This is a genomic window from Sedimentitalea todarodis, assembly GCF_032595355.1.
GTDB classification, from domain to species: Bacteria; Pseudomonadota; Alphaproteobacteria; order Rhodobacterales; family Rhodobacteraceae; genus Sedimentitalea; species Sedimentitalea todarodis.
This window is the reverse complement of the sequence record NZ_JASMWN010000003.1, coordinates 127,468-154,007: the sequence shown is the minus strand read 5'-3', so window position 1 is coordinate 154,007 and position 26,540 is coordinate 127,468. Positions and strand designations below refer to the sequence as shown.

Below are 26,540 nucleotides of genomic sequence, written 5' to 3'. Positions count from 1 at the left end.
AACGGAATGCCACCACAAGAAAACGGCCCCGGATCACGCCGGGGCCGTTTTGCCGTTCTTGAATTGGTCTATTTCTTGGTGGGCTTCTTGAACTGGTTGATGTTGAAGCTGATGATAATCCGCTCGGCCTCGGGACCATCGCCTTGCGCCAGGTTCGGATCGACGGCGTGATACAGCCAGCTTGGGAAGAACAACATCTTGCCGGGCACGGGCTTGACCTTGACCTTGCTCCAGCACTCGGTCTTGCGGCGCTTCTTCGGGATGTACGTCGGCGCGTTCATGATCGTCACCACGCGGGGATCAACAAAATCGATCGCGCCGGCGCCTTCGGGCGCCTGGACATAATAGACACCGCTCCACAAAGCGCCGGGATGAATGTGGGCGCGGTTGGAGCTGAGAGGCGGGTTGGTGATTGACCACATCGTGGAAACCTTCAGATCGCGCCCGGTGTCATAGCCGAGATTGTCGCCGATGCCCGCCAGCATGGCGTTGATCCGCTTGGTCAGGCGGCTGAATTTGGGATCCTTGTGCAGATTGTTGTGGCTGTGCCAGCCCCCGAGCGACCGGTAATTGGACCGTTCGATCCCTTTTGAATCCTTTTCGCGTTCGGCGAGGATCGCGGCCAGGATTTCCTTGTTCATCGTCTCCGCGTCGTGCAGCTTGGTGGAATAGACCAATGTCGGAAAATAGTCATCGCGGCGCAGTTCGTCCTGCGCACCCTGTGATCCAATCTGTGCTATTGTTCGGGTCATGTTCGTCTCCTCAAAATTTGGAATTGGCAAACAACGTCAACCGTTTGAGTGCCACATTTGGTTGAATACATTTCTTCAAGTTGGGCTCCGGGTCACTCGCATCCTTCGGGCGGAGGCATTGGCGGTGAAACCTGGGGTGTGGTATTCAGAATCGTCTCTACGACGGCAATACGTGCGGGCACGAGGCGCGCAATGTCGGCACTGTCGACCGGCGGGATACGTCCGGGATGACGCAAAAGGGAATACGCGAACAGCGCCGTTTCCGCCAAATCCTCGCGGTCCGGACGGCTGGCGGCATAGCGGGTCAGGAACCGGCCGTCCTGCTCTTGTGCCGCGATCCACTCTGGCGACAACCGATATTGATCATCCAGCGTCGCGTGCACGCCTTCATGCAGCAGCGATTCCTCCAGATGGTTTTCCGAGATGCGCCGGTCGGACATCTCGGAATAGACAAACACCTTGCCGGTGCCCGCATGAAATCCCTGATCGCCCTTGTGAACGCCAAGCTGGCGGATGCCATGACGGAACACCAGTGGCACCCGACCCAAACGGTGGGTGTATTTCTCCGCCTCTTCACGGGCGGCCTCTGGGGTTTCGAACTCCGGGTTCAGGATGATATCCATCGCAGGCATGTCGCTGAAATGGGCCGTGAAGAGGAATACTTCGAGATCGAATTCATTGTCTTGCCGCTTGTCCCACATCTGGCGTGTCGTGCGACCTTCATAGGCCAGGCACACGAACGTCGATGGATCGCTGTCCTGAATGATGTCAAAGACGGTATCCGCAGTTGCATCAAAAGGATAATCGTCTGCCGCCCAAGTGGTTTGCGGGATCGCGGTCAAGGACAATGTCAGGGCCAACACGCTGCCTGCGCTGTACAACGCCGGGGTCGGCAAGATTTTTTCTGCGAAGCGCGTGAACATACCCTATCACCTTGGAGTCTGGTGGCGTTCCCACCGAAAGCCTTAAAATTCATATACTTGTAAAAAACGCTGCCGCTTTGAGCGGCACACGATCATATTGAACAAGAAAGAGACTAGCGAAGCGGGCAGGCTCGCGCAACGTAGTGTTTTCCTTACCTGTCGCCGTTTGCGCAACGGCATATCGCCGTGTCTGGCATGCCATGGATCTCTCCAATGATCGCAGGTGATTTGGTCGATGCACGGCGGTGGCCGATCTGGCAAGATCACGATCAGATTGCAAAACGGGGCAGGGAACCATGCTGAACGGTATTCGAGTTGTCGAGATTGAAGGGCTTGGTCCGGGGCCATTTGCCGGGATGCTGTTGGCAGACCTGGGGGCAGATGTCATCGTGGTGCATCGTGCGGCCGGCGAACCGGCCCCGGGAATGCCGGAGCGGCCCATTCTGGATCGCGGCAAACGCTCGATCACGCTTGATCTCAAGTCGCCACAGGACCGCAAGACCGCCCTTCGGCTGATTGCAACGGCGGACGCCTTGATCGAAGGCTTTCGTCCCGGGGTGATGGAGCGTCTTGGGTTGGGACCAGAACCGTGCCACGCACTCAACCCGGCGTTGGTTTATGGTCGGATGACCGGGTGGGGGCAGGATGGCCCGCTGTCGGATCGGGCCGGGCATGACATGAACTATATCGGACTTGCCGGTGCCCTCTGGCACGCCTCGCCAATCGGGCAACCGCCGATCGCGCCGCCGACCCTGATCGGGGATATCGGCGGCGGCGCGCTTTATCTCGTGGTCGGTATCCTTGCCGGTATCCTGAACGCGCGCGCCACCGGACGCGGAACGGTTGTCGATGCCGCAATCTACGATGGGGCCGCGAACATGATGAACCTGTTGATGAGCCTTGCGCAATCCGGCGGGTTCTCTTCTGAGCGGGGGCAAAGCCTGCTGGATGGCCCGCATTGGAGCCGCACCTACGCAACTTCGGATGGCGGGTTCATGAGCGTTCAGTGCCTGGAACCCAAATTCTATGCGATGTTCCTCGATCTGCTTGGGCTGGCTGACGATACGGATTTCGCAGACCAGTTTGATCGCAGGAAATGGCCCGTCTTGTCCAAGCGTCTGGAATCCTTGTTCGCAGGTCGATCGCTGGGCGAATGGCAGGCGGTGTTCGAAGGCACCGATGCCTGTGTAGCGCCGGTGCTGACGCCCGAACAGTCTTTGCATCATCCGATCAACAAAGCCCGCCAGACCTGGCATGACACGGGCGGGACACTTCAGGCCGCGCCCGCGCCGCGGTTTGCCGGTGCCGCAGCCTGGTCTCCGCGTCCGGTGCCCGCGCGCGGAGAGCACAGCGATGAGATTATTGCCGAACTTGACGAAAACGGAGGTTGAGGTGGCGCACTGAAATGGCGCGACCGGCCCGTTTTCCATGCCGTGCGGGTGTCGGTTGAGACTCCCTGTTGTCCTGCCTGTGCAGCAGACTTGACAACGCAGGCCACCGGTGGAACCCTCCGAGACTTCGGGAGGGGTGATGAGGCACCATTTAAATAGCTGATAGTTTGAGAAAATCGGGCCGGCGTATCGCCGCCGGAATATGGAGCCGTCAACCCCTCTACCTTCGTCTGACCAAGAATTTGACACGGGAGAATCTGGATGAAATATCAATCAAAGCTGACGCTGGGTGCGTTGGTCACAGCGGCATTCATGGCACCGGCAGCCATGGCCGAAGAGTTTATCACCATCGGCACCGGCGGCGTGACCGGGGTCTACTATCCGACAGGCGGTGCCATCTGCCGCCTTGTGAACAAGGGCCGCAAAGAGCATGGCATTCGTTGCTCGGTCGAATCGACCGGTGGATCGGTCTACAACATCAAGACAATCCGCGCGGGCGAGCTGGAATTCGGCGTCGCGCAATCTGACTGGCAGTACCATGCCTTTAACGGCACCTCCGAGAATTTCGAGGCCGATGGCCCGATGGAGGATCTGCGCGCGGTGTTCTCGGTGCATCCGGAACCCTTTACCGTGGTGGCCCGCGCCGATGCCGGGATTTCGAGCTTCGAGGATCTCAAGGGCAAACGGGTCAATATCGGCAACCCGGGCTCGGGTGCACGCGGTACAACCGAAGTCGTGCTGGGCGCGATGGGCTGGAGCATTGACGATCTTGCACTGGCGACCGAGCTCAAGGCAGCGGAACAGGCCGCGGCTCTTTGCGACAACCAGATCGACGCCATGATCTATACGGTCGGCCACCCGTCTGGCTCGATCCAGGAGGCCTCGACCGCCTGTGACAGTGTGCTCGTGAATGTCACCGGCGAAGCCATCGACAAGCTGATCGCTGACAACAGCTACTACCGGACAGCCACCATTCCCGGCGGGATGTATCGTGGCACTGACGAAGATGTCACCACATTCGGTGTCGGCGCGACCTTCGTGACCTCCGCGAATGTCTCTGACGAAGCTGTTTACGCGGTTGTTGCCTCGGTCTTCGACAATTTCGACGACTTCAAGAAGCTGCACCCGGCCTTTGCCAACCTCACACCCGAGGAGATGGCCACCGCAGGTCTGTCGGCGCCGCTGCACCCCGGAGCGGCCAAGTACTACAAGGAAAAGGGCTGGATCGAATAAACCAGCTTTGCCGGGGGCGGTACGCTGCCCCCGGTTGTCTTGTAACTGAACAACAAGAAAATCGCACGAATGCGATGATCAGGGAGAGTGAATGATGGCCCAAGATACGCCGGGCAAAGGCCCTCTAAGCGAAGAAGAACTGCAGGAACTGGTCTCGTCCAGCGATGCAGGCGCGCGCAATCCCGCCGGTGCTGTCGGCACGTTCCTCGCCATTGTCGCGGTCGTCTGGTCGGTGTTTCAGGTGCTTCTGGCCTCGCCCATTTCCAACCTCGTGCTGCCGGGTGCGGTCATCAACAACGACCGCTCGATCCATCTGGCCTTTGGTCTGTTTCTGGCGTTCATGGCCTATCCCGCGCTGAAATCATCGCCCCGACATTACATCCCGATCCAGGACTGGATCATGGGCGTCCTCGGTGCGTTCATCGCCATGTATGGCTTCTTCTTCTACGAAAAGATTGTGAAATCCGGCGGCCTTGCGGATGACACCGACAAGTGGTTCGCACTGCTCGGCCTGCTGCTGCTGTTTGAAGGCGCGCGCCGCGCACTTGGCCCCGCCATGGCAATTATCGCCACGATTTTCCTTCTCTACGTCTTTTTTGGCGCATCACCGTGGGTGCCCGATGTCATCCGCTGGAAAGGGGCCAGCCTGCAAAAGGCGATGAGCCACATGTGGATCACGTCCGAGGGCGTGTTCGGCATCGCGCTTGGGGTTTCAACCAAGTTTGTCTTCCTGTTTGTGCTGTTCGGTGCCTTGTTGGACAAGGCCGGCGCGGGCAATTACTTTATCAAGATGGCCTTTGGCGCGCTTGGCCACCTGAAGGGTGGCCCGGCCAAGGCGGCCGTTGTCGGCTCTGCCGCGACCGGACTGATTTCCGGCTCGTCCATCGCCAACGTCGTGACCACCGGTACATTCACAATTCCGCTGATGAAACGAGTCGGCTTTTCAAGCGAAAAGGCCGGCGCCGTGGAAGTGGCAAGTTCGGTCAATGGTCAGATCATGCCACCGGTCATGGGTGCCGCCGCGTTCCTGATGGTCGAATATGTCGGCATTTCCTATGTCGAGGTCATCACCCACGCCTTTTTGCCGGCCGCGATTTCCTATGTTGCGCTGGTCTATATCGTGCATCTTGAGGCGGTCAAAACCAACATGCCCACCCTGGGCGATCGGGCTGTGTCGATGGGAAAGACCATCGGCGGCATGGCTCTGTTCTTCGTGGGCTTCGCACTGCTTTGCTATGGTGTGCAATATCCGGTCAAGGCGATCATCGCCCTGATGCCGGGTGCCTCCGGTCTGACCCTTTCGGCGCTTGTCGTCGCGGCCTATGTCGCGCTGCTCTGGCTTGCTGCGGGGACCGACGACCTGGTGCCCGATGATCCCAATGCCGAAGTGGTCGAACTTCCCGTTGTGAGCGAGATTTATCGTGCCGGTCTCTACTACCTGCTGCCGATCATCGTGCTGGTCTACTTCCTGATGATCGAACAGAAATCACCCGGCCTGTCCGCCTTCTGGGCGACCACACTCCTGTTCGTGATCCTGCTGACCCAGAAACCGCTCAAGGCGATCTTCCGGGGTCAGACCAACATGACGGAAACCTTCATGAACGGCGTTGCCGATCTGTGGCAAGGCCTGATTGACGGGGCGCGCAACATGATTGGTATCGCGCTCGCAACCGCAACGGCGGGCGTGATCGTCGGCACCGTCACTCTGACCGGGGTCGGGCAGGTGATGGCCGATCTGGTCGAATTCCTGTCGGGGGGCAACCTGATCCTTATGTTGGTGATGGTCGGACTTCTCTCGTTGATCCTTGGTATGGGGCTGCCGACCACGGCGAACTATATCGTGGTCAGTTCGCTGATGGCGGGCGTCGTGGTGGAACTGGGTGCGCAATCGGGACTGATTGTGCCGCTGATCGCGGTGCATCTGTTCGTGTTCTATTTCGGGATCATGGCGGATGTCACGCCACCTGTGGGTCTTGCCAGCTTTGCTGCTGCTGCGGTGTCTGGAGGGGATGCCATCAAGACCGGGTTCGTGGCCTTCTTTTACAGCCTGCGGACCGTGGCGTTGCCGTTTGTGTTCATCTTCAACACCGATTTGCTGCTGATTGACGTCGGGTGGGCGCAAGGCATCCTTGTCGCCATAACAGCGACCATCGCGATTCTTGTGTTCACCGCTGGCACCATGGGCTGGTTCCTGACCAAGAACCGCATCTATGAAAGCGTCGTATTGATCCTGATCGCCTTTGCGCTCTTCCGGCCTGACTTCTTCATGAACCGGATCCAGCCCCCGTATCAGCAGATTGAACCGACCACATTGGTCGAGCGTCTGGACACCGCACCGACAGGTCGGGAATTGCGCGTCGTGGTCAGCGGACCTGATTTCGATACAGGCGAGCCCAAGGAAACCACCATGCTGCTGACCGTTGGCCCTGAAACCAGCGGACAGGAAAGGCTGGACGCTCTGGGGCTGATCGTCATGGAAGAGGACGGCATCGCCAAGCTGGATGAGCCGATGTTCGGGACGCCGGCTTCCGGCGATCTGGGCAGCTTTGATTTCTATGGCGATGAACCCGTGCAACTGGCGATTGTTCAGGTGCCGGCGGATCAAATGCCCAAGGAACTGGTCTTTATCCCGGCGCTGATCCTGCTCGGATTGCTCGCCTTCCTTCAGCGCGCGCGCGCGTCCCGACAAGGAGATCCCGCATGACAAAATCCGTTCTCTGTGCCGTTGATGTGAGCGACGGCGATGTCGATAGTCCGGTCCTGAAAGAGGCCGTGCAATTGGCCGATATGCACGGGGCCCAGCTTGATGTGATCACGGTGCTGCCCGATTTCGGCAACAGCCTGGTCTCGGGTTTCTTCAAGCCCGATTTTCACAAGCATGCGGAGGAAGAAGCCGCCAAGCACCTGCAGGCACTTTGCCTGGCGACCCTCGGCGAAGAACGCAACAAATCCGTGCGCCACGTGGTTGCAACCGGACCCGCCTACAAGGAAATCCTGACCGTCGCGGAAAACGCGGGCACCGATCTGATCGTGATCGGTGCGCACAAACCCGACATGAAGGATTTTCTGCTGGGTCCCAACGCCGCGCGGATCATCAACCATTCGCAGTGCTCGGTCTACGTGGTCCGCTGATCCCACGCGGTTGGACGCGGGACGCATCCTAGTCCTGGGGCTGCAGCAGCACGATGTAAAAGGCGGTGCCCTTGTACCGCGCGGCGCTGACCGTCGCATGATACTGGCCGATCCGCTGGTGCTTGATATGGCGGCAGGTGCAGGTCTGCGTGATGCCATGGGCCAGGATGTCTTCAGGTCGTTCTCGGATCTGGAGATCAAGTGCCGCATAATCGAACATCGTACGCGACCACGGCCCGTAGTTGCCCGCATCAAAGGATTGCCGCGCAATCTTGTTGGCATAGCGCACCACATGATCCGCATCCACGATCAGCACCGAGGCGGGCAAAATCTCGAGCCCTGCGCGCAGTTCGTTTTCAGGGTTGTTTGACGTCAGTATTTGCGTGACGTTTCCAGCAGTGTCGACAACGGGCACCAACAAGCGCCGCCATGTAGTGATAAATACCCGATCGGGCGGTTGATGCACGGTCAGCACGCGCTCTTTGCGCCGCCGGACTTCACCAAAAATTTCGGTGTAGAATTTGCTGATGTGTGCGGGAAAATCAGCGGTTGTCCTCTTGGTCATGTCGCGGCCATAGAACCGTGTGATCCCCTGTCCGAAATGGGCATAGCGATACGCGTGCCCATCCTCGGCCAATTCCACGATGGCGAGCCAGTCCTTCATCGCCCCGAAACAGGACAGGTCGAGCTGGTCCTCGGAAATTGCATCCTGACCACCGGTAAGCCGATCACAGGCCATATGGAACGCGGTGGTCGACCGGCATTCGACCATTTCGGCATGAGGTCGCCACATCACGAACGGTGGTGGTGCTCCTGCAGCGGCAAAGGCGTCTGCAATACCGTCGCCGTCATAGCAGGGCACTGACTGCAGAGGTTTGCCCAAGGACCGAGGGGCAGGGGGCGTTGTCGACGGCATCCAGGACAATCCAAATCAGGAAACAATTTGCAACAATATGTGATTATTGTGCTGCCAATCCTTTCGAATTGGTTAACGCGGCATGGCGCGCACGTCCCGCCATCCGCTATTGGCTAACTGAAACGTAGCGGCGACTTCTTCAGCACCGGCCACTGAGTTGGGCAATGCCCGTAGATGACAACTGCGTCCTGTTGGGTCGCCAAGGTCATGAGCCGCTCTCCATTGGCATGGGCCAGGGAGGCATCCCAAGCCCCTGCAAAGCCCCCGGCCATTTCCTCGGGTCGCGAGATCGCATCCGACGTCAGCAAAACAGACCCGGTCTCTGGCAGGCGCAGGAGCACGGCCAATTGTCCTGGCGTGTGTCCCGGCACCAAGAGGATCTGCAGGCCGGGCGCGATCTCGGTGTCGGTCTCGATCAACACATAATCCCGCGCGGGCCAGTCCATGGGCTGCGCAGCTCCCCAGTAGAGCGGTTTTGGCAATCTGCGTTCGGCCCTCGCCATCACGATCGGAGCCTGCGGGCAGGCGTCGAGCCCGCCGACATGATCAATATGCGTGTGGGTCTGGATCATCAGATCTATTTGATCCAGCGACGTGCCTGCCAGTTTCAACTGTGCAGCCGGAAGATTTTCCGGCCCGCAGTGCAGCACGGTGCCAAACACCTCCAGCCCATCCTCGGCTGTCGCCGCCACAGCGTCGCGGACGTATTTCGCGGGAAAGCCGGTATCTACCAAGAGTTGCTCCCCAGCACTGGTGCGGATGAGGAAGCCGCAGATCCCGATGACCCGCCGGTTGGCGTTAACCCGAAACAGCCCGTAGTCCAGAATCCAGAGCGCCACAGGATGACCGAGCAACAGATGCTCGCGAGCCATCGGCTGATTCAAGTTTTCTGGTTCCATTCCAACGCTCCTGTCCCTAGCGTTCTAGCACATCGTCGGAACAGAAAAACGGGGCAGACCATGAAACGGCTCGATGAAACTGCGCGGGGTGTCTTTACCATCGCCGTGACGCCCTTCAAACCCGATGGCGCGCTTGATCTGCACAGCATCGACCAGATGGTGGACTATTACGCCGAGAAGGGCGCGACCGGTCTGACAATCCTTGGGATCATGGGCGAGGCGGGCAAGCTGTCGGCCGATGAATCCAGGTCCGTTATTCGCCGCGTGGTGGCGCGCAGCGATTTGCCCGTGATCGTCGGCGTTTCGGCACCCGGTCTGGCAGCGATTCGTTCGCTGGCGGACACCGCGTTGGAGATCGGTGCGGTCGGAGTCATGGTTGCGCCACCCTGGACGCTCAGGACCGATACGCAAATCCTTGGGTATTATCGCGACGTGTCCGAAACCCTCGGCGACATCCCGTTCGTCTTGCAGGATTTTCCGTTGGTCACGAATGTTGTCATTTCTGCCGAAACCATTCTGAAAATCGTAGCGGACTGTCCCAATTGCGTGATGCTCAAGCACGAGGACTGGCCGGGCCTGGACAAGATCACGACTTTGCGTGCGGCATCTGACGCGGGGGCGCGGCGCATCTCGATCCTGTGTGGCAATGGCGGCCAATTCCTGCCCGAAGAACTGCGGCGTGGCGCGGACGGGGCGATGACGGGCTTCGCTTATCCGGAAATGATGGCCAGGGTTGTTGCCGCGCATGATGCGGGCGATGTCGACCATGCACAGGAGGTCTTTGACGCTTACCTTCCGGTTGTTCGCTATGAATCCCAACCCGGTCTGGGGCTTGCGGTGCGGAAGTACATCCTCGCAAGACGGGGCGCGATTGCACATGATACTGTAAGAAAGCCGGGCAAACCCTTGTCTGAAAATACTATTCGAGATCTCGAATTTCTTGTCACGCGGCTGGAAAAGCGGCTCGCCACGGTTCACTCATAACCCGTCATCTCAAGATACCCGCGGCCAGCGTGGCTCCCCATGACGGTCACGGGGCCTTCCCAATAGGGGAATGACGTTCCCATCCAGCTTTGCGGGTTAAGGGCCGTCACCGTGATGTTCAGGTCCTGTGCAGGCAGGGCGACCTGCCAGACGGTGGGAATGCGTCGATCCTCTACAACGGCTGTCTCAATGGGCTCGATTTCAAGAGCACCGTTTGGCAGGGAAACGCTTGACCCATCGGGGTGAATCCAGGTTGCCGACGTGTAGCCATCACCGCTGTCGCGCAATCGAAAACCCATCATGCGCGCTCCGCTGTCAAAGGAAAGCGAGAACCAGTCCCACCCGGTTTGATCTTCGGACAAGGGCTGTGATGACCACTCGCGATCCAGCCAGCCCTGGCCCGTGACATTGACCGGCCCATCGGGCAACTGCAGCGTTCCGGTGACCGAATAGGCCGGTTGCGAATAGTAATAGCTCGCCTTGCCATCTTCGGTTTTGGTCGAATATCCGGCCTCTCCATGCAAAACCAGGGGCGTATCAGCGTTCAGCAGCAACTCATACTGAAAGGCTTCGCCGCGCGCCGTCAGTTTGAGTTCGGACAACCCCTTTTTTGGCTGTCCGGTCATTTGCCAATCGTCGATCCATGCGGAAAAAGGCTCTGCGATCACACCCGCCTGACCAATCCCCCCACGTGCGATGCGCTCGTCAAACTGATGGGTGGTTTCGCTGGTGAGCGCCGCGTGACCCATCCACAACTGCGGCGACTGCCATCCGGCATCCTCATACGGTTTCAGGGCGGACCGGAACAGTGTCCACTGAACACCGTAGGAGTGACCGTCATCGCCTGTCAGTGTCGAGGTGAGATACCACCATTCGATCCGAAACGCCGGGTGCGCGCCATGATCGGCGGGAAAATCGAGGGGCTGGCCCGGTTGCGGAATTGCAAACCCCTCGGCATCCGTTCCAAGCCCCGCAAACCCCTGCGCGTTCGCAGGTTGCGAGATGCATAACATTAACAGAACTATGCAAGCCCTAGCGTTCATTGCTGAATACTCTCAACATATCTGCCGGTGGTGTGGTCCGCAGGCGTCTGGCCGGGATCACGGCGGCGATCCCCCCTGCGATCAATGCGAGAACAGCAAGACGCGCCCAGTCCAAGGGGAACAGGTGCATCGGCAATCGCCAGCCAAAGGCTTCGACATTGATGACATCCAGCAGAACCCAGGCCAGAGCCAATCCAAGTGGCAAGGCAAGACAGGCGGTCAGGGCGGTGAGCGCAACACTGCGGAGCACTTCCAGCCAGGCAAGCCGTTTGCGTGTCAGGCCGAGCGCCCAGACCGGGGCAAGCTGCGGCAGGCGCAGGGTCCACAGGGTAAGAAGGCTGGTCAGGATTGCAAAGCTGGCAGCACCCAGGGTCAGGACATTCAGGGCACCGGTGACGACAAATGTCTTTTCGAACACGCCAAGGGAACGTGCCTTGATCGCGGCCTGATCAACGATCGCCGAGGTGGGGAGGCCGAAGGTGCTGCGCAATTCATCGACGAGGCGCACGGATAGATCCGGGGCGATGCGGACACCGAATTGTCGATTGGGCACGCTGGGAACGTGCAACAAGAGGGCAGGCAATGACACGATGGCCTGAGCGTTGGGATTGCCATAGTCCGAATAGACCCCGACGATTTCGACGGTCCAGCCTGATCGCAATGCGATCTCATCCCCCGGCCACAGATCGGTGCGCCGCGCCAATTGCTCGTTGATCAGCACGGTGCGCTCGGTGTGGAGCCGGTCCCAGACGCCGGGCAGGGCCTCGATCAGCGGCCAGTGATCGCGATATGTGGCGTGATCGGCGATGCCATAGACTCGCCCGGGCTGATCCGCGAGGCGGAGTTCGCCATAGCGGATCGGCAAGACCGCATCGCTGCGCGAAAGCAGCCAGTCGCGGATTGCGGCGCCTTCGTCATCGGAGCGGGCCGTGACATAGAGTTCTGAGGCAAGGCGTTGATCGAGCCAACCGGTGAACGTCAGCCGAAAGCTCGATACCATGGTGCCGACGCCGATGTTCGTTGCAAGCGCCAGCAGGAGCGCCATCAGCGCCAACGACAGTCCGGGCATGTGGCTGCGCAGATCGGCCCAGACCCATTGTGCCACAGGATCCCGGGCGCGGGCACTGATCCAGCCGAGGACCTGCCCGAGAATCGGTGGCAGCAACAGTGCGGCCCCCAGCATCAAACCGGCCAGCAAGGCAAAGCCCGCGATCAGCCCCTGTGCGAGCCCCTGAACGAGAAAACCTCCAACGACCAACCCGACGCCGGTCAGTGCCTGAGTCCGGTCGCGGGAGGCCGAGCCAAGCCGCCAGCTTTGCAGGCCCGGGGCGGCCAGGATGGGCAGGCGGTGCAGATGCCAGACGCCTTGTCCGCCAGCAATCAAGGCACCGAGCAGGGCAATCGCGAGACCACTTGCGATCCACGCAGGGCGCAGTGTGAGGGTGCCTGTGACCGGTGCACCATACAACCCGCGCAGGCTTGCCGCGACGTCGGGCAAGAGTGCTGCGGCGACAAGATAGCCGATGATCAGCCCCAGAAATCCCGCCAGCAAAGCCAATGCCAACAGCTCGAAAAGTAACAGTTCCGTCAAGACGCCCAAAGGCACCCCAAGGGCCCGCAGGGATCGGAACATGCCGCGCCGCTGATGAAAGGCAAGGCCAACCGTTCCGTTCACGATGAAGAGGCCGACGGCAAAGGAGAGTAGGCCAAAGGCCGTGAGGTTGAGGTGAAAGCTGTCGGTGAGCCGGGCAATATCCGCGTCACCGTTGGGCTCGGAGAGGACGAGATCGGGGGCGATGTCAGATAACGGCACAAGCCCGGCGGGCTGATCGGGCAGCACCAGGATCCGGCTGATCTCGCCCGATCTTTCCAACAGGCTTTCAGCTATGGCGATATCGGTGAGAACGATGCCGACAGGCAAGTGATCGGTCACGATCAAGGGCGCGGGCAACGCGGCGACAGCCAGTTTGTCCGCGGTTTCGGGATGGGCGAAAAGGCGTCCGGGCGCAGTCAGGATATCTGCGGGGTCAAGCGTCTCTTGATCGGACGCTGGGGCAGGCGGAACCGGATAGCTGAGCGAGTCGACGCCAAGCAGGGAAATCGTAGTGCTATTCAACCTGACACGCCCTTCAAGAATGGGGCTGAGTTGCCAGCCCGCACGGCGCAGTTGCACGTATTGCGCGACGGGGATTGAACCGTTTGGTGCGGTGAGGCCTAGCAAGCGGTTCGCGCCCAGTTGTTCGGCGGCCTGGGCATAGCTCGCCCGCGCCTGCCCGTTGATTGCCTGGACGGCCGACCATAGTCCGGTGGCGAGGGCAAGCCCGAGCACGAGCGTGACGAGTTGCAGTGGCTGCCTGCGCCAATGCGACAGCAGGGCAGCAAGGCCGGTGCGTCTCATGCGATGCGGCCGCAACTGAGGAGCAGATGCCGGTCAAGCCGGTCCGCTATTCTGCGGGAATGGGTGACGAGAAACAATGCGGTTCCCGACTGTTTGACCAACTCGATCATCAGGTCAAATACAAGATCGCCGGTGCGCTCATCCAGGTTTCCAGTCGGCTCGTCCGCCAGCAGAAGCTTGGGCCGCACGGCTAGGGCGCGGCCAATGGCAACCCGCTGCATCTGTCCGCCCGACAGGTGTTCGGGATAGCGATGGGTGTGGTCGTGCAATTCGAGCCGCTCGGCCAGAAATGCGATGTGGTCGGGATCTTCCTGGCCGGCAAGACGGGCATGAAAGGCCAGGTTCTGGGCAACGGTCAATGATGGGATCAGGTTGAACTGCTGAAACACCAGGGCGACCGTGCCACGCCGCAACGCGGCGCGCGCGGCGTCATCCAGTCCCGACAAGGCCTTTCCATCAAGATGAATTTCGCCGCTGTCAAACCCGTCCAGAGCGCCGACAAGATGCAACAGCGTACTCTTGCCGCAACCGCTCTCACCGGTCAGGGCGAGCGTTTCGCCCGTGTCCAGTTCGAGCGAGACATCGTTTAGAATCGGCAGGTCCGGATCGCTTCCGGGGTATCGTTTGGTGATGTTCTGGACACTCAACAACACGCATCACTTCCTTTGCTTGCCAACTGGATGATGGCGCGGATTGCACCGGTGTCCACCACCGACCACAAATGCGGCCAAGATGTCGCGTTGGCAATGGATTCGGGTGCCCGGCATTGACATGACTGATCGCACATCGGCGAAATGAACCGCAACGCACAAGCGTCGACACGGAAACCGAAACCGGGAAATGCAGCCATGACAGTTGTCCAACAGGTACTCTGGGGAAGCGCTGTGCTCGGGCTATGCCTGATCATCCATGTGAGTTGTCTCGCGGTATGCGCACGGGTGTTGGAATCGATTTCGCAACGGGTGCGTCACCGCAAGCTCGCCATGCAGATCGCGATCATGTTGATGCTGGCCCTCGGCATCCTGATCGTTGCACTCACGATCGAGGTCTGGATCTGGTCAACGATCTGGATCCTATTCGGGATCTTTTCTGATTGGAATGAATCGGTCTATTTTTCTCTGGTGACCTTTACGGCGCTTGGCTACGGCGATCTTGTGGTTGGACCCGAGGCGCGGATTTTTGCAACCTTTGCCGCGGTGACGGGTCTGCTGAGTTTCGGGCTGAGCACTGCGTTTCTTGTGGCTGTGACCAATCGGCTCCTTGTGGCGGACCGGGAAGACCATCATTCGCGAACCCTCCGGCGTCATTGACCCTGTCTTGTGATCGAATTACGACCTATCGCGCCGGGGCGGCCGGACCAGACGCATGTTCGGCGGCCAGTCTGACCCTCAGATGGTTCACCCTTGTTCGTATTTCATCGCGAACCGCGCCATCTCTGCTTGGGTCCCGCAAGGTTTCGATCCAGTGAGCTGGCGGCTGAAAACCCGTCTTTCGGTTCCATTTCAGCGGTGAAAGAACGGCACGCGCTTTGGTTGGCAGGATGTCGGGGATGTCATAACCTGCCAGTGTCGCCCAGACACCGGTCCAGCATCGTGCGACGGACCACGGGTTGTAGCCGCCACCGCCAAGCACCAGGAACCGGTCACAAAGACGGCGCAAGGCGGCGACGGTTTTCCAATGGCTGGAGTTGGACAGCGCAAGGCGCGACAATGGGTCTTCCAGCAGGGCATCCGCTCCGCATTGCAGGATCAGGGCGTCGGGGCGAAATCGCTCCACCGCGGGCAAAATGAACCGGTCCAGGATCAGATCGTATTCGGTGTCATTGAGATCTCGCGGAACCGGCAGATTGAAGGAAGTTCCTCCGGCCGTGTCTTCAAGCGCTCCGGTGAACGGCCAGCGGTTTTCCTCGTGCACGGAGACCAGGCGGACTCCGTCCGCATCCTGAAACGCCGCCTCTACGCCATCGCAATGGTGCGCATCAATATCCACGTAGGCGACGCGCCGGAGGCCTTGCCGCTGCAGCGACAGGATTGCCAGAACCGGGTCGTTGAAATAGCAAAAACCGCTGGCGCGATCGGGCATTCCGTGATGGGTGCCGCCGCCCGGGACATAGGCGATCCCGCCATCAGCGATCAACGCGGTACCGAACATGACGCCACCGACAGATGTTGCGGGACGGCGAAACATGTGCGGGTGAACGGGGTTGGACAATGTTCCAAGTCCGTGACGTCTGCGGGTCTCTTCGCTGACCTTCTGGCTGTCTTCGGCGGTTTGCAGGGCGGTGACATAGCCGCTGGTGTGAAACGCCTGCAAGGCGCTCGGTTTGGCGCGCGGACTGGAGCGGTATTGGTGTTCTGGCAACCAGCCCATGGCGCAGCAGAGGTCCGTCACCGTCGGCACCCGTGGAATCGCCAGTGGGTGCGCACCGCCATAGCTGGAGGCGCGATAGACCCGTGCGCCGATAAAGATCGGGTCTGATTTCATGCCGCGCTCCGATTTCATCCCGGGTCGTGCCTTCCCGTACCGGTTTCGGGCGCGGTGGCGGCGGTCGCGAGGTGCCCATCCTTGGACATCAGGATCGCCAGAGGGCGCATGGCCGGGATCTGCGCGAACACGATCAGGATGCAGACGGTTAGAGGGACACTCATGAATGCTCCGAGCAGTCCCCAGATCGCGGACCAGAACGTCAGCGCCAGGATCACCATGAAGGTCGAGAGGTTCAAGGATCGACCAGTGAGCGCCGGATCGAGAATGTTGCCGACGAGAAACTGAACCGAACCGCAGCCAAGCGTGATCAACAGAAATGGCGAAATCGTTTCGAACTGAATCAGCGCGACCAGCGCTGGCAGAATTACGGCGAGTACGGAGCCGATCGAAGGGATGAAATTCAGCGCGAACGTCAAAACCGCCCAGGTTTCCGCGAACTCCAGCCCCAGAAGGCGAAACACCGCATAGCTGAACAGCGCTGTCAGGGCGCTGACAAACGATTTGACGCTGACATAGCGTTGCAGGCTCCTGGATATTGCGTCGGAAATACTGCGGATTTCGTTTCTCAGCTTTTGATCCCTTGCGGCAAGCTCGAACTTGGTGCCCAAGACCGCGCGTTCGCCGATCATGAAGACCACGTAGAGGCAGATCAGAAAAAAGGTGCTCAGAAAGGTTCCAGCGCTGCCAAGGGCGCTGACGGCGATGCGGGACATGTCGATCTGGATGATGTTGGTGCGGATGAACGCAACGACGTCTTCGCCGAGCAGGGCTGCGATGCGGGTCAGCGCGGTATCCACCTGCGACTCATAGTAGGGCAGAGCCCGTGCAAATTGTGACGCCTGGTTGGCCAGGATATATGTCACCGCAAACAAGCCCACAAAGGCCGCCGCCGTTCCCAGAAGATAGCTCAGCCATTGTGGCGGGTGCCAACCTCCGACTTGCGATCTCGCGATTTTGTCGCTGAGTGCTGTGATGAGCACAAAGATCAGCGCCGCCAGCGTCAGCGGAATCAGAAATCCCGCACCCGCATAGAGGCCGCTGATGATCAGCGTTGCGATCAACAATATGTCGCGCCAAAGCGCCAGTGCAGATTTCCCGGGCGTGTCGTTTGCCACGATTTCATCGCCTTGCGGTATCACCCTGCCACCTCTTCGCCCAAACCGGAGCAGGGCGAACGAAACGGTACACCCTGACCCGTGTCTGCAGTCTTGTTGGTTAGCTCACCGCTTTAGCGGCGATGGTTCAAAGTCACGCAGTGATGTTGCATCCCCCGCCGCAGTTGTGCAACCTTTCGGCGACTTCCTCCACGTTCCAGCGTGCGAGACAGGCAGGCATGTAGACTTCATTGAGTTACCCGGATCAGGAAAAATTGTGAACAATCCCGTTCTCTCTCAAGCCATTCTGATGGCTAGCGCCCTCAAGGACGCGGCGGTGCGCTTTAACGCCAAGGGTGGTTGGGTGATGAGCAGCCATGTGGCGATGTCGCTGATGATGGCGCTGTTTCCGTTTGTCCTGTTTGTCGTGGCACTGGCGGCGACGCTGTCGCAGGAAATTGATGTCGACAATCTGATCGAACTGATCTTTGGATCGTGGCCGGATGAGATCGCGCAACCGATCACCTCCGAGGTTCGTTCGGTTCTGGCCTCCGCCAATTCCGGTCTTTTGACGGTCGGTGGCGTTCTGGCGATCTACTTTGCCTCAAATGGAGTCGATGCGGTGCGCCAGGCCATGATTCAGGCCTATCGGGACATCGAATCGCGCCCGTATTGGAAGGCGCGATTGATTTGCCTGACATTCGTCGCCGTCGGCGGGGCGATATTGATGATTGCCGCAACGATTGGCCTCGCGGTGCCGCTGTACCTGCGTTTCGTTTCCAACGTTGTGCCATCTGATGTGATGGGCTGGCTGGCCAGTGACACCTTTGCAACCCTGATCGCGGTTTTCCTGCTTGGGGCAGGTGTCGCGGCCTGTCACATCTGGCTGCCTGGCCGTTCGCACTCTCTGTCTGAGATTCTTCCCGGTGTGATCCTGACGATCCTGCTGTGGGGTTTGGCCGGGGCTGGCTTTTCCTACTATCTCACCCGGTTTGCCAGCTACAGCGCCACGTATGCCGGGTTGGCCGGGGTCATGGTGGCCTTGATTTTCTTGTATCTGATGTCGGCGTTGCTGATCCTGGGGGCGGAATTCAACGGAGCGCTCGCAAAGCGTGCCTTGCAGGACAAGGGTGCTGTCAGCCCCTGAACCCGGTGGCCACCACGAATTTTTCCGAACTGTCCGAACGCGACGCGGGTGGCTTGACGTTCATGACCTTGGTGAATTTCTGCTTGAGCAATTTCTGCAATTCGCCCTCGGTTCCGCCCGCGAGCACCTTGGCGACAAAGGTTCCACCGTCTTCGAGCACGTCAAAGGCAAAGTAGGCCGCGGCCTCGCAGAGCGCGATGATGCGCAGGTGATCTGTCTGCTTGTGCCCGGATGACGATGCCGCCATGTCCGACATCACAACATCGGCCTTGCCGCCGAGCCATTCCTTGACCTGGGTGTCGGCATCATCGGCCATGAAGTCGAGTTGATGGATTTCCGCGCCGGCCACCGGTTCGACATCTTGCAGGTCAATACCAAGGATGCGGCCCACTGCCTTGTCCGTTCTTTCACCCATCGCGTTGATGCGTTTGACCGCCACCTGCAACCAGCCACCAGGGGCGCAACCGAGATCCACCACGCGCGCGCCCGGCACCAGGAACCGGAATTTTTCGTCGAGTTCCAGGATCTTGAACGCCGCCCGCCCGCGGTACCCCTCGGCCTGGGCCCGCTTGACATAGGGGTCGTTCAACTGCCTTTGCAACCAGCGGGTCGAACTCAGCGTGCGGCCGCGCGCCGACTTGACCTTGACCTTGAGGTCGCGTTGGCCGCGTCCGGACGTGTTTTTTCCTGTTGGCGTCTTGCCCATGGTGATCACCCAGTTCGTATCGCTTTGGTCTCTACTGCCACCGGCCCCTCACCGCAAGGCGGGCAGGGGCGCCTAGAACGGCCCGTCCTCGAGCACACCATCCGCGCTCATCTGCGCATAGAGCAGACCCTCGCGCAGCCCGCGATCCGCCACCGACAACCGGTCCGTCGGCCAGCATCGCAGCAGCGCCTGCAGGATCGCCGATCCTGACATGATCAGGGCCTGCCGGTCCTCGCCAATCCGCGGATCCTTGCGCCGTCCGACCGGGCCTAGGTCCAGATAGTTGCGGATCACCTTGTCGATCTGATCGCTGGTCATGCGCAACCCATCCACCTTGGTCCGATCATATCGTTTCAACCCAAGATGACTGGCCGCAACGGTTGTAACGGTGCCGGAGGTGCCGATGATCTGAAACCCTTCGCGCGCCTGAATGTCCTTATAGGGTGCGAACTCGGCCAGGTTCTCTTCAAAGAACCAGCTCATCAGCGCAAACCGGGCCGAGTCATCGTCGACATCGCTGAACTGATCACGCAGGGTGGCGACGCCGAGCGGTACACTGATCCAATCCACCACCTTTGCCGCCGGAAACGGGCTTTCGGGCGGGTGGAACCCGGCATGCAGCCGCATGATCGCTTTGGGACGGTCACGGCGCGGAACCGAACTGATGTCGATCCAGACCAGCTCTGTCGAGCCGCCCCCGATATCGACCACCAACAACTGCTCGGTCTTGGTGCTGACAAGGGGGGCGCATGAGATCACCGCGAGGCGGGCCTCTTCCTCGGGCTGTATCACCTCCAGCGATAATCCTGTTTCGCGCCGCACCTGTCGTATGAACTCGCGCGAATTCTTGGCCCGTCTGCAGGCCTCGGTGGTGACCAGCCGCATGCGCAGTACCTTGTTGCGCTTGAGTTTTTGCTGGCAGATGCGCAGCGCCTGAACGGTGCGCGCCATCGACGACCGGGACAGACGCCCCGTCCGCTCCAGACCCGAGCCGAGTTGCACGGATTTGGAAAAGCTGTCCACCACATGAAATCCGCTGCCCTTGGGTTGGGCAACGAGCATGCGGCAGCTGTTTGTACCCAGATCCAGAGCCGCATAGAGCTCTGCCGGATCGGGCGGTTTCGGCGCAGGGCTTTCGACCGCTATAGGGAACGCGCCCGCACCATTGGGACGCTTGGGCGCCATTTGACACGCCCTCCGATTTCAAGTTGGCCTCACGATAGGCGCGCATTTGAATTATCGCAAGATGCCGTGATTGAACGCGCATTCAATATTGTCATGAAGATTTTGGGGGCTTGCTGCGGTGGCCTAACGATTGCCACTGGTTTAGGGATTGCTGCGCAGGTCGCTGTCACCGCGTGTTCTGTCGAAAACAGGCGTCGTCCGACCCAGGTGGTGCATTAGACAGGGCGCACGAAGAGGAAGGAATCAGTCATGCCAGACGTCACCGTAGTGTTTTGGCGCGACATCCCCGCCCAGGTCATCGTGGGCAAGGGCCGTCGCGGCGCAAAACGGCAACTGGAAGAGCGCTTTGAACAAGCGATTGACCGGGCGGCGATGAAGGTCAACGCCAAGGATACGGATGCCTATCTTGCAGAATGGCGCAAAGCCGCGCCCTATGTGGTAGAAGGTGAACCGACCGAGGTGGCCGAAGCCGAGGCAGTAAGACTGGAAACTGAATACGACCGGGACCGGATCAAGGCCCTTATCGACAACGATGGATGGGCATGAGCCTGACATCATTCTGGGAGGCCACCATGGCTTTGTTGAATTTCAAGAAACGTGACACCCCGGTTTCTGGTCCGGTCAATGAACAGGTCGAGGCCTTTTTGAAGGGCTATTCGATCGAAGTGATGCCGCGGACTGCCGAAAAGGTCGATGACTTTCGCGATTTGCTTCCCGAAGGCACGCGGGTCTACGTCGCCCATATCGAGGGCACGCCGATCGAAGACATGGTCGCAACCGCAGCGCGGCTCGCCCGCGATGGTTACCCTGTCATGCCGCATTTTCCGGCCCGGATCATCCGGGACAAGGCGACACTTGCCGACTGGATCGCCCGCTATCAGGGCGAAGCCGGAGTTGAGCAGGCCCTGCTCTTGGCTGGCGGCGTGGCAAAGCCCGCCGGTGAATTCGACAGTTCCATGCAACTGATGGAAAGCGAGCTTTTTGACAAGGCAGGCTTCAAACGTTTGCATGTCGCCGGCCACCCCGAGGGAAACCGGGATATCGACCCCGATGGTAGCATGAAGAACGTCGAGCAAGCACTTACCTGGAAACAGAAGTTTGCAGAACGGACCGATGCCGAAATGGCGCTGGCCACGCAGTTTGCGTTTGACGCGAAACCGATCATCGCCTGGGCGGAGCAGCTGCGCGAGGCGGGTATCGACTTGCCGGTGCACATCGGGATCGCCGGCCCGGCGAAGCTTCAGACCCTGATCAAGTTCGCGATCGCCTGCGGCGTCGGCCCCTCTCTGAAGGTGCTGCAGAAGCGGGCGATGGATGTCAGCAAGCTGCTCTTGCCATATGAACCGACCGATGTGCTTGCGCAGTTGGCGGCCCACAAGGCGGCGCACCCGGATTTCAACATCACCAACGTGCATTTCTTCCCGCTTGGCGGGATCAAGACCAATGCAAGCTGGGCTATCTCTCATGGCGGCGCTTCTGGCCGCCCCGCAAACCAGTCCTGAAAGGCCACCCATGACCCGGACCATCGTCGAAAGCAAAACCAAGACGGCCATCATTGGCTTTGATCAACCCTTCTGTGTAATCGGCGAGCGGATCAACCCGACCGGGCGCAAGAAGCTTGCGGCAGAACTGGAAGCCGGGGATTTTTCGACCGTTGAAAAGGATGCGCTGGCGCAGGTTGCGGCGGGGGCGACCGTTCTCGATATCAACGCGGGTGTAGTCTACAATTCAAACCCCAACCCGAACGAAACAGAACCTCCGTTGATGACGAAAATCATTCAGATGGTTCAAGGGCTTGTGGAGGTACCTCTGTGTATCGACAGTTCGGTTCCCGGCGCGCTTGAGGCCGGGTTGGCGGTAGCTGAGGGGCGTCCGTTGCTCAACTCGGTGACCGGCGAGGAAGACCGGCTCGAACTGGTCCTGCCACTGGTCAAGAAATACAATGTGCCGGTGGTCGCGATTTCGAACGATGATACCGGCATTTCCGAAGACCCTGACGTGCGCTTTGCGGTTGCCAAGAAAATTGTCGAACGGGCCGCCGATTTCGGCATTCCGGCGCATGACATCGTGGTCGATCCGCTGGTGATGCCGATTGGCGCGATGGGAACGGCCGGCCTGCAGGTTTTCACGCTGGTCCGCCGCCTGCGCGAGGAACTGGGGGTGAACACGACATGCGGTGCGTCAAACATCAGTTTTGGCCTGCCCAACCGGCACGGGATCAACAACGCGTTTTTGCCGATGGCCATGGGCGCCGGCATGACCAGCGCAATCATGAACCCTGTTGCATTGCCGGTGCCGGCATCCAAGATCGCCGCGAAACGCGCCGAAGTGGCAGCGGCGGGGGTTGTCCTGCCTGACGACCTGGATGACCAAACCTTTGTGGAACTCTTCGGCATGGGCTCGACCAAGACGCTGGCCGGCTCTGAGATGGAAGCGATCCGCGCCGCGAACTTCCTGACCAACAACGACCCGCATGGTGGCGAATGGATCCGCACCAACAAGCAGCCGGTCAAGGCCGGTGACGAGGGCCGGGGGCGGGCTGGCCGCACGGGCGGACGTCGTCGCAGGGCCTGACACAACCCGCATCGGGCGTGTTCGCCTCGCCGGAACGGACAACAGGTTCGCCGGCCTTCTCAGGCAATCTTGACCTTGGCTGGCACCGGTGCCGGTTTACCGGGGTCCGGTTGCCAGGCGAGGTAAGGGAAAGCAGACTTGCGAAAGCCGAAATCGCCGGCATAGATTGAACGGGCACCGGTGCAAAGGGCACGCATCGGCGCAATTCATCGTGGCAAGGGGCAAGGCATGGGCCACCCCGGATCAGGCACCAAAGGAGACAAGGCATGACCGACACGGCAAAGGATCTGGCAGAGACCATTCGCGAAATAGAAGAGGTCGATACCTGTATCACCGACCTCGAGGCTGATGCCCGGCGCGACCCCAAGACAAATGCGGCGCGGCACAATAAATTCGCCTGCAAGACCATGCGGCGATATCGTGTTCGTCTGGTGGATGAGCGGGACAAATTGCTCGCAGGGCTGACCGGCGACGAATAGTGCCCTTGCCGATCCGGCGAATCCTGACATAGCTGTTCTGGGAGCGATCGCGTCGAACCGGGCCGCTCACCATACAGTGGAGGCGCGTAAATTGCCGGAAAATCCAAAATTCTCGGACCGCGTGGCAGTTGTCACCGGTGGGGCGCAGGGTATCGGGCTGGCGGTCGTCAAGGCCTTGCTCGCCGAGGGCGCCCAGGTTGCGGTGTGGGACATGAACCCGGACGCGGCGCAGTCGGCGCTGGACGGGCAGGCGGTTCTTGTCGTTGGCTGTGATATTGCAGACTGGGAGAGTGTTCAGAGCGCGACCAGGGAAACCGAAGCGCACTACGGGCGCATCGACGTATTGGTCAACAGCGCCGGGATTGCGGGACCGAACACAACGGTCGAGGACTATGACAACAACGCCTGGCAGCAGATCATCCAGATCAACCTGACCGGCACCTATTTCACCAACAAGTCCGTCATAACCGGCATGAAGGCGCGTGGCTACGGGCGCATCGTCAACATCGCGTCGATTGCCGGAAAGGAAGGCAATCCCAACGCCTGCGCCTATTCCGCCTCCAAGGCCGGGGTCATCGGGTTCACCAAGTCGCTTGGCAAGGAACTTGCCGGGTTTGATATCGGGGTTAACTGTGTCACGCCGGCGGCGGCGCGGACTCCGATCTTTGACCAGATGAGCCAGGAACATATCGACTACATGCTGTCCAAGATCCCCCGAAACCGATTTCTTGAGGTCGATGAGGCCGCCCGCATGATTGTCTGGCTGGCAAGTGCGGAGAATTCGTTTTCGACGGGCGCGGTCTTTGATCTTTCCGGTGGTCGGGCCACCTATTAACGCCGACAGTTGCAACGAAGGACTTCAGATGAAAACCATAGCTGGATTCGATCGCATCGGCGAAGAAAACGCATTTGCGGTTCTGGCCCGTGCCGGGGCGTTGGCGGCAGAGGGCATGGACGTGATCAACCTCGGCATCGGCCAGCCCGATTTCCGAACCCCGGACCATATCGTCGAGGCCGCGATCAAGGCGCTGCGGGACGGGCATCACGGCTATACGCCCGCGACAGGCATCCCGGAACTGCGCGCTGCGGTTTCGGGCGATCTGCACCGCCGGTTCGCGGTCGAGGTCAACCCGGACAACGTGCTGATTGTTCCCGGCGGCAAGGTCACCATGTTCAGCGCGATCATGATGTTCGGTGAACCGGGTGCGGATATTCTCTATCCTGACCCCGGATTTCCGATCTATCGTTCGATGATCGAGTTCACCGGCGCGCGTCCGATCCCTGTCCCGATCCGCGAAGAGAATGGATTTGCCTTTTCCGCCGACGAGCTGCTGTCTCTGATCACTCCGCAGACACGCTTGATCATCGTGAATTCGCCTGCCAACCCCTGTGGTGGCGTGACACCCAGGGGTGAGATTGACGCGCTCGTCGCCGGGCTGGCCGACCGTCCGGACATCGCCATCATGTCCGACGAAATCTACGACCAGATGCTCTATGACGGTGAAGAGCATGTCAGCCTGCTGAGCTATCCTGAAATCCGTGACCGGCTGATCCTGCTGAATGGCTGGTCCAAGACCTATGCGATGACCGGCTGGCGGCTGGGCTATTCGGTCTGGCCCGATGACCTCTATAACAAGGCCCGCAAGCTGGCGGTCAACGCCTGGTCGTGCGTCAATGCGCCTGCGCAATATGCGGCACTTGCGGCGTTGACCGGGCCGCAGGATGCGGTCAACAAGATGCTGCTGGAGTTCGATGCACGGCGAAAACTCGTCGTGGACCTGCTCAACGGGTTGCCCAATGTCAGCTGCATCCCACCCAAGGGCGCGTTCTATGCCTTTCCCAACATCTCGGCGACGGGTCTCAAGGCCAAGGCACTTGCCTCGGACCTTCTTGAAAAGACCGGCGTGGCGACCATTGGCGGGCCCGATTTCGGGGTGTTGGGCGAGGGCTACATCCGACTCAGCTATGCAAACTCGCAAGACAATATCCGGCGGGCTGTAGCGCGAATGGGCGACTATCTGGCCGACAGCCAAAACAGGACGGATCGGCCTGTGATATTGTAGCATCGGATTGATCAACAGATCGGCACTTCCGGCATCTCGGCGCTGATTGCCGCTGCGGCGCTCTTGCATATGACTGAAATCCGGGCAAGACAGGCAGACCATGTGCTGATCACTCTGATCGCTGCACAGACGGAGACTTGTTGAATGACCCCCTTTGCTATCGCTGGCCTGCAGATGCACGTTTCAGCGCTTCAATCCAACGTCGAAGGCATGATCCATCGCCTGGATATCCTTATGGCGCGCTTTCCCTGGACCCAGATGGTTCTGTTCAGTGAACTGGCCCCTTATGGCCCGCTCCACCGATACACGCAGCCCAGGCAGAACGAGGCGGTATCCCAGTTCTGCGAAGCGGCGCGTCGACACAAGGTCTGGCTGATTCCGGGATCCATGTTCATCAGGGGCGAAGACGGGCTGATCAGAAACACATCATTCGTCATCAACCCCGATGGCGATGTGGTGACAAGCTATGACAAGATGTTCCCGTTCCGTCCTTACGAGGTGGATGTCGAAGCAGGCACGGAATTCTGCGTCTTTGATGTGCCGGATGTCGGGCGGTTCGGCCTGTCGATCTGTTATGACATGTGGTTTCCCGAAACCACGCGACAGCTGACGGCGCAGGGCGTCGAGGTTCTGCTCCACCCTGTCCTGACCGGAACGACCGATCGCGACGCCGAACTTGCGATCGCGCGCGCCACTGCCGCACAATTTCAGTGCTACGTCTTTGACGTGAATGGTCTTGGCGCGGGTGGTGTCGGCAAATCATGTGTTGTTGATCCCACGTCCATGGTCCTGCACCAGTCCGCCGGGCAAGAGGACATGTTCCCGATCGAAATCGATCTCGACATGGTGCGGCGTCAGCGCGAAGTCGGCATGAAGGGGCTGGGCCAGGTGCTCAAGAGCTTTCGTGACCGCTCCACCGATTTTTCCGTCTATGACAGAAACAGCGGCACCGATGCCTACCTCAAGACACTTGGACCTCTGGAGATGCAAACGCAGGGAACCCGGGCGGGTCTTCACGTAGATGTGCCGGCCGAACCCGCTCAAACAGGGATGGAGCAGGAATCCGATGCAATTTCGGGCAGAGCTGCACCCGTGACCTTTCCTTTTGCAGGCAAGACTTCGAACGGCTGAGCG

Annotated in this window: 26 protein-coding genes; 14 read left to right on the top strand and 12 right to left on the bottom strand. The window is 59.8% G+C overall.

Going from position 1 to position 26,540, the window contains the following annotated elements; all coding sequences use genetic code 11:
* Positions 1–68: 68 nt before the first annotated feature.
* Both QO231_RS05570 and QO231_RS05565 read right to left on the bottom strand, forming a co-directional pair.
* Entirely contained in the window at positions 69–752 is a 684-nt protein-coding gene (locus tag QO231_RS05570) for a TIGR02466 family protein (RefSeq protein ID WP_316774116.1), read from the bottom strand.
* Positions 753–844: 92 nt separating this feature from the next.
* Complete coding sequence (locus QO231_RS05565) at positions 845–1,675, bottom strand: hypothetical protein (protein ID WP_316774115.1); 831 nt, start codon at positions 1,673–1,675, stop codon at positions 845–847.
* 296 nt (positions 1,676–1,971) lie between these two features.
* Between QO231_RS05565 and QO231_RS05560 the strand changes: the two genes are divergently transcribed.
* The 4 genes from QO231_RS05560 to QO231_RS05545 all read left to right on the top strand — a co-directional run bounded on the left by QO231_RS05560 (position 1,972) and on the right by QO231_RS05545 (position 7,431).
* A complete protein-coding gene (locus QO231_RS05560) occupies positions 1,972–3,066 on the top strand; it encodes a CaiB/BaiF CoA transferase family protein (protein ID WP_316774113.1) in 1,095 nt (364 codons plus the stop codon).
* A 261-nt stretch (positions 3,067–3,327) separates the two neighbouring features.
* Positions 3,328–4,299: a TAXI family TRAP transporter solute-binding subunit gene (locus QO231_RS05555; protein ID WP_316774111.1), complete on the top strand. Its 972-nt coding sequence runs from the start codon at positions 3,328–3,330 to the stop codon at positions 4,297–4,299.
* Positions 4,300–4,393: 94 nt separating this feature from the next.
* Entirely contained in the window at positions 4,394–7,003 is a 2,610-nt protein-coding gene (locus QO231_RS05550) for a TRAP transporter permease (protein ID WP_316774571.1), read from the top strand.
* On the top strand, positions 7,000–7,431 hold the full coding sequence (locus tag QO231_RS05545) for a universal stress protein (protein ID WP_316774109.1): 432 nt from the start codon (positions 7,000–7,002) through the stop codon (positions 7,429–7,431). The genes QO231_RS05550 and QO231_RS05545 overlap by 4 nt, the downstream gene beginning before the upstream one ends.
* Before the next feature lie 28 nt (positions 7,432–7,459).
* Here QO231_RS05545 and QO231_RS05540 read toward each other — a convergent pair whose 3' ends face one another.
* Together QO231_RS05540 and QO231_RS05535 are read right to left on the bottom strand one after the other, a co-directional pair.
* Positions 7,460–8,347 carry a hypothetical protein gene (locus QO231_RS05540; protein ID WP_316774107.1) on the bottom strand — a complete coding sequence of 296 codons (888 nt, stop codon included), beginning with the start codon at positions 8,345–8,347 and terminating at the stop codon, positions 7,460–7,462.
* 113 nt (positions 8,348–8,460) lie between these two features.
* Positions 8,461–9,246 carry an N-acyl homoserine lactonase family protein gene (locus QO231_RS05535; RefSeq protein WP_316774105.1) on the bottom strand — a complete coding sequence of 262 codons (786 nt, stop codon included), beginning with the start codon at positions 9,244–9,246 and terminating at the stop codon, positions 8,461–8,463.
* Positions 9,247–9,306: 60 nt separating this feature from the next.
* Here QO231_RS05535 and QO231_RS05530 point away from each other — a divergent pair, with 60 nt between their 5' ends.
* Positions 9,307–10,230 (top strand): dihydrodipicolinate synthase family protein, encoded by a 924-nt coding sequence (locus QO231_RS05530; protein ID WP_316774103.1) that lies wholly within the window; start codon positions 9,307–9,309, stop codon positions 10,228–10,230.
* Here the strand turns inward: QO231_RS05530 and QO231_RS05525 are convergent.
* From QO231_RS05525 to QO231_RS05515, 3 genes are read right to left on the bottom strand one after another with little or no spacing between them, the layout of a single operon-like run.
* Positions 10,221–11,273: a lipocalin-like domain-containing protein gene (locus QO231_RS05525; protein WP_316774101.1), complete on the bottom strand. Its 1,053-nt coding sequence runs from the start codon at positions 11,271–11,273 to the stop codon at positions 10,221–10,223. The two genes, QO231_RS05530 and QO231_RS05525, sit on opposite strands and share 10 nt — an antisense overlap.
* A complete protein-coding gene (locus QO231_RS05520) occupies positions 11,263–13,671 on the bottom strand; it encodes an ABC transporter permease (protein ID WP_316774098.1) in 2,409 nt (802 codons plus the stop codon). The genes QO231_RS05525 and QO231_RS05520 overlap by 11 nt, the downstream gene beginning before the upstream one ends.
* The gene (locus QO231_RS05515) at positions 13,668–14,324 is read right to left on the bottom strand and encodes an ABC transporter ATP-binding protein (RefSeq protein WP_316774097.1); all 657 of its coding nucleotides are present in this window, start codon (positions 14,322–14,324) and stop codon (positions 13,668–13,670) included. The genes QO231_RS05520 and QO231_RS05515 overlap by 4 nt, the downstream gene beginning before the upstream one ends.
* A gap of 195 nt (positions 14,325–14,519) precedes the next feature.
* Between QO231_RS05515 and QO231_RS05510 the strand changes: the two genes are divergently transcribed.
* The gene (locus QO231_RS05510) at positions 14,520–14,981 is read left to right on the top strand and encodes a potassium channel family protein (protein WP_316774094.1); all 462 of its coding nucleotides are present in this window, start codon (positions 14,520–14,522) and stop codon (positions 14,979–14,981) included.
* Positions 14,982–15,006: 25 nt separating this feature from the next.
* On the opposite strand, the gene QO231_RS05505 is transcribed toward QO231_RS05510, so the two are convergent.
* Positions 15,007–16,155 (bottom strand): acetoin utilization protein AcuC, encoded by a 1,149-nt coding sequence (locus QO231_RS05505; protein WP_316774092.1) that lies wholly within the window; start codon positions 16,153–16,155, stop codon positions 15,007–15,009.
* A gap of 14 nt (positions 16,156–16,169) precedes the next feature.
* Positions 16,170–17,273 (bottom strand): AI-2E family transporter, encoded by a 1,104-nt coding sequence (locus tag QO231_RS05500; RefSeq protein WP_316774090.1) that lies wholly within the window; start codon positions 17,271–17,273, stop codon positions 16,170–16,172.
* Between the two features lie 256 nt (positions 17,274–17,529).
* Between QO231_RS05500 and QO231_RS05495 the strand changes: the two genes are divergently transcribed.
* Positions 17,530–18,399 (top strand): YihY/virulence factor BrkB family protein, encoded by an 870-nt coding sequence (locus QO231_RS05495; protein WP_316774089.1) that lies wholly within the window; start codon positions 17,530–17,532, stop codon positions 18,397–18,399.
* Here QO231_RS05495 and QO231_RS05490 read toward each other — a convergent pair.
* Complete coding sequence (locus tag QO231_RS05490) at positions 18,389–19,105, bottom strand: RlmE family RNA methyltransferase (protein ID WP_316774088.1); 717 nt, start codon at positions 19,103–19,105, stop codon at positions 18,389–18,391. The genes QO231_RS05495 and QO231_RS05490 overlap by 11 nt on opposite strands.
* Positions 19,106–19,177: 72 nt before the next feature.
* Positions 19,178–20,290 (bottom strand): Ppx/GppA phosphatase family protein, encoded by a 1,113-nt coding sequence (locus QO231_RS05485; protein ID WP_316774086.1) that lies wholly within the window; start codon positions 20,288–20,290, stop codon positions 19,178–19,180.
* 249 nt (positions 20,291–20,539) lie between these two features.
* Between QO231_RS05485 and QO231_RS05480 the strand changes: the two genes are divergently transcribed.
* From QO231_RS05480 to QO231_RS05470, 3 genes are read left to right on the top strand one after another with little or no spacing between them, the layout of a single operon-like run.
* Positions 20,540–20,836: a virulence factor gene (locus QO231_RS05480; protein WP_316774083.1), complete on the top strand. Its 297-nt coding sequence runs from the start codon at positions 20,540–20,542 to the stop codon at positions 20,834–20,836.
* Between the two features lie 26 nt (positions 20,837–20,862).
* Complete coding sequence (locus tag QO231_RS05475; RefSeq protein ID WP_316774569.1) at positions 20,863–21,792, top strand: methylenetetrahydrofolate reductase; 930 nt, start codon at positions 20,863–20,865, stop codon at positions 21,790–21,792.
* A gap of 10 nt (positions 21,793–21,802) precedes the next feature.
* Positions 21,803–22,864 (top strand): methyltetrahydrofolate cobalamin methyltransferase, encoded by a 1,062-nt coding sequence (locus tag QO231_RS05470; RefSeq protein WP_316774081.1) that lies wholly within the window; start codon positions 21,803–21,805, stop codon positions 22,862–22,864.
* Between the two features lie 59 nt (positions 22,865–22,923).
* On the opposite strand, the gene QO231_RS05465 is transcribed toward QO231_RS05470, so the two are convergent.
* Entirely contained in the window at positions 22,924–23,061 is a 138-nt protein-coding gene (locus tag QO231_RS05465; protein WP_316774080.1) for a hypothetical protein, read from the bottom strand.
* A gap of 69 nt (positions 23,062–23,130) precedes the next feature.
* Here QO231_RS05465 and QO231_RS05460 point away from each other — a divergent pair, with 69 nt between their 5' ends.
* The 4 genes from QO231_RS05460 (at position 23,131) to QO231_RS05445 (ending at position 26,537) form a co-directional block, all read left to right on the top strand.
* Positions 23,131–23,343, top strand: a complete 213-nt coding sequence (locus QO231_RS05460; protein WP_316774079.1) for a hypothetical protein — start codon at positions 23,131–23,133, stop codon at positions 23,341–23,343.
* 91 nt (positions 23,344–23,434) lie between these two features.
* Positions 23,435–24,178, top strand: a complete 744-nt coding sequence (locus tag QO231_RS05455) for an SDR family NAD(P)-dependent oxidoreductase (protein WP_316774078.1) — start codon at positions 23,435–23,437, stop codon at positions 24,176–24,178.
* A 28-nt stretch (positions 24,179–24,206) separates the two neighbouring features.
* On the top strand, positions 24,207–25,406 hold the full coding sequence (locus tag QO231_RS05450; RefSeq protein ID WP_316774077.1) for a pyridoxal phosphate-dependent aminotransferase: 1,200 nt from the start codon (positions 24,207–24,209) through the stop codon (positions 25,404–25,406).
* Positions 25,407–25,550: 144 nt separating this feature from the next.
* Entirely contained in the window at positions 25,551–26,537 is a 987-nt protein-coding gene (locus QO231_RS05445; protein WP_316774075.1) for a carbon-nitrogen hydrolase family protein, read from the top strand.
* Positions 26,538–26,540: the final 3 nt, after the last annotated feature.

Coding starts and splice junctions, on each gene's coding strand:
- QO231_RS05570 (WP_316774116.1), bottom strand. CDS start 752: ATGACCCGAACAATAGCACAGATTGGATCACAGGGTGCGCAGGACGAA.
- QO231_RS05565 (WP_316774115.1), bottom strand. CDS start 1,675: ATGTTCACGCGCTTCGCAGAAAAAATCTTGCCGACCCCGGCGTTGTAC.
- QO231_RS05560 (WP_316774113.1), top strand. CDS start 1,972: ATGCTGAACGGTATTCGAGTTGTCGAGATTGAAGGGCTTGGTCCGGGG.
- QO231_RS05555 (WP_316774111.1), top strand. CDS start 3,328: ATGAAATATCAATCAAAGCTGACGCTGGGTGCGTTGGTCACAGCGGCA.
- QO231_RS05550 (WP_316774571.1), top strand. CDS start 4,394: ATGGCCCAAGATACGCCGGGCAAAGGCCCTCTAAGCGAAGAAGAACTG.
- QO231_RS05545 (WP_316774109.1), top strand. CDS start 7,000: ATGACAAAATCCGTTCTCTGTGCCGTTGATGTGAGCGACGGCGATGTC.
- QO231_RS05540 (WP_316774107.1), bottom strand. CDS start 8,347: ATGCCGTCGACAACGCCCCCTGCCCCTCGGTCCTTGGGCAAACCTCTG.
- QO231_RS05535 (WP_316774105.1), bottom strand. CDS start 9,246: ATGGAACCAGAAAACTTGAATCAGCCGATGGCTCGCGAGCATCTGTTG.
- QO231_RS05530 (WP_316774103.1), top strand. CDS start 9,307: ATGAAACGGCTCGATGAAACTGCGCGGGGTGTCTTTACCATCGCCGTG.
- QO231_RS05525 (WP_316774101.1), bottom strand. CDS start 11,273: ATGAACGCTAGGGCTTGCATAGTTCTGTTAATGTTATGCATCTCGCAA.
- QO231_RS05520 (WP_316774098.1), bottom strand. CDS start 13,671: ATGAGACGCACCGGCCTTGCTGCCCTGCTGTCGCATTGGCGCAGGCAG.
- QO231_RS05510 (WP_316774094.1), top strand. CDS start 14,520: ATGACAGTTGTCCAACAGGTACTCTGGGGAAGCGCTGTGCTCGGGCTA.
- QO231_RS05505 (WP_316774092.1), bottom strand. CDS start 16,155: ATGAAATCAGACCCGATCTTTATCGGCGCACGGGTCTATCGCGCCTCC.
- QO231_RS05490 (WP_316774088.1), bottom strand. CDS start 19,105: ATGGGCAAGACGCCAACAGGAAAAAACACGTCCGGACGCGGCCAACGC.
- QO231_RS05485 (WP_316774086.1), bottom strand. CDS start 20,290: ATGGCGCCCAAGCGTCCCAATGGTGCGGGCGCGTTCCCTATAGCGGTC.
- QO231_RS05480 (WP_316774083.1), top strand. CDS start 20,540: ATGCCAGACGTCACCGTAGTGTTTTGGCGCGACATCCCCGCCCAGGTC.
- QO231_RS05475 (WP_316774569.1), top strand. CDS start 20,863: ATGGCTTTGTTGAATTTCAAGAAACGTGACACCCCGGTTTCTGGTCCG.
- QO231_RS05470 (WP_316774081.1), top strand. CDS start 21,803: ATGACCCGGACCATCGTCGAAAGCAAAACCAAGACGGCCATCATTGGC.
- QO231_RS05465 (WP_316774080.1), bottom strand. CDS start 23,061: ATGCGTGCCCTTTGCACCGGTGCCCGTTCAATCTATGCCGGCGATTTC.
- QO231_RS05460 (WP_316774079.1), top strand. CDS start 23,131: ATGACCGACACGGCAAAGGATCTGGCAGAGACCATTCGCGAAATAGAA.
- QO231_RS05450 (WP_316774077.1), top strand. CDS start 24,207: ATGAAAACCATAGCTGGATTCGATCGCATCGGCGAAGAAAACGCATTT.
- QO231_RS05445 (WP_316774075.1), top strand. CDS start 25,551: ATGACCCCCTTTGCTATCGCTGGCCTGCAGATGCACGTTTCAGCGCTT.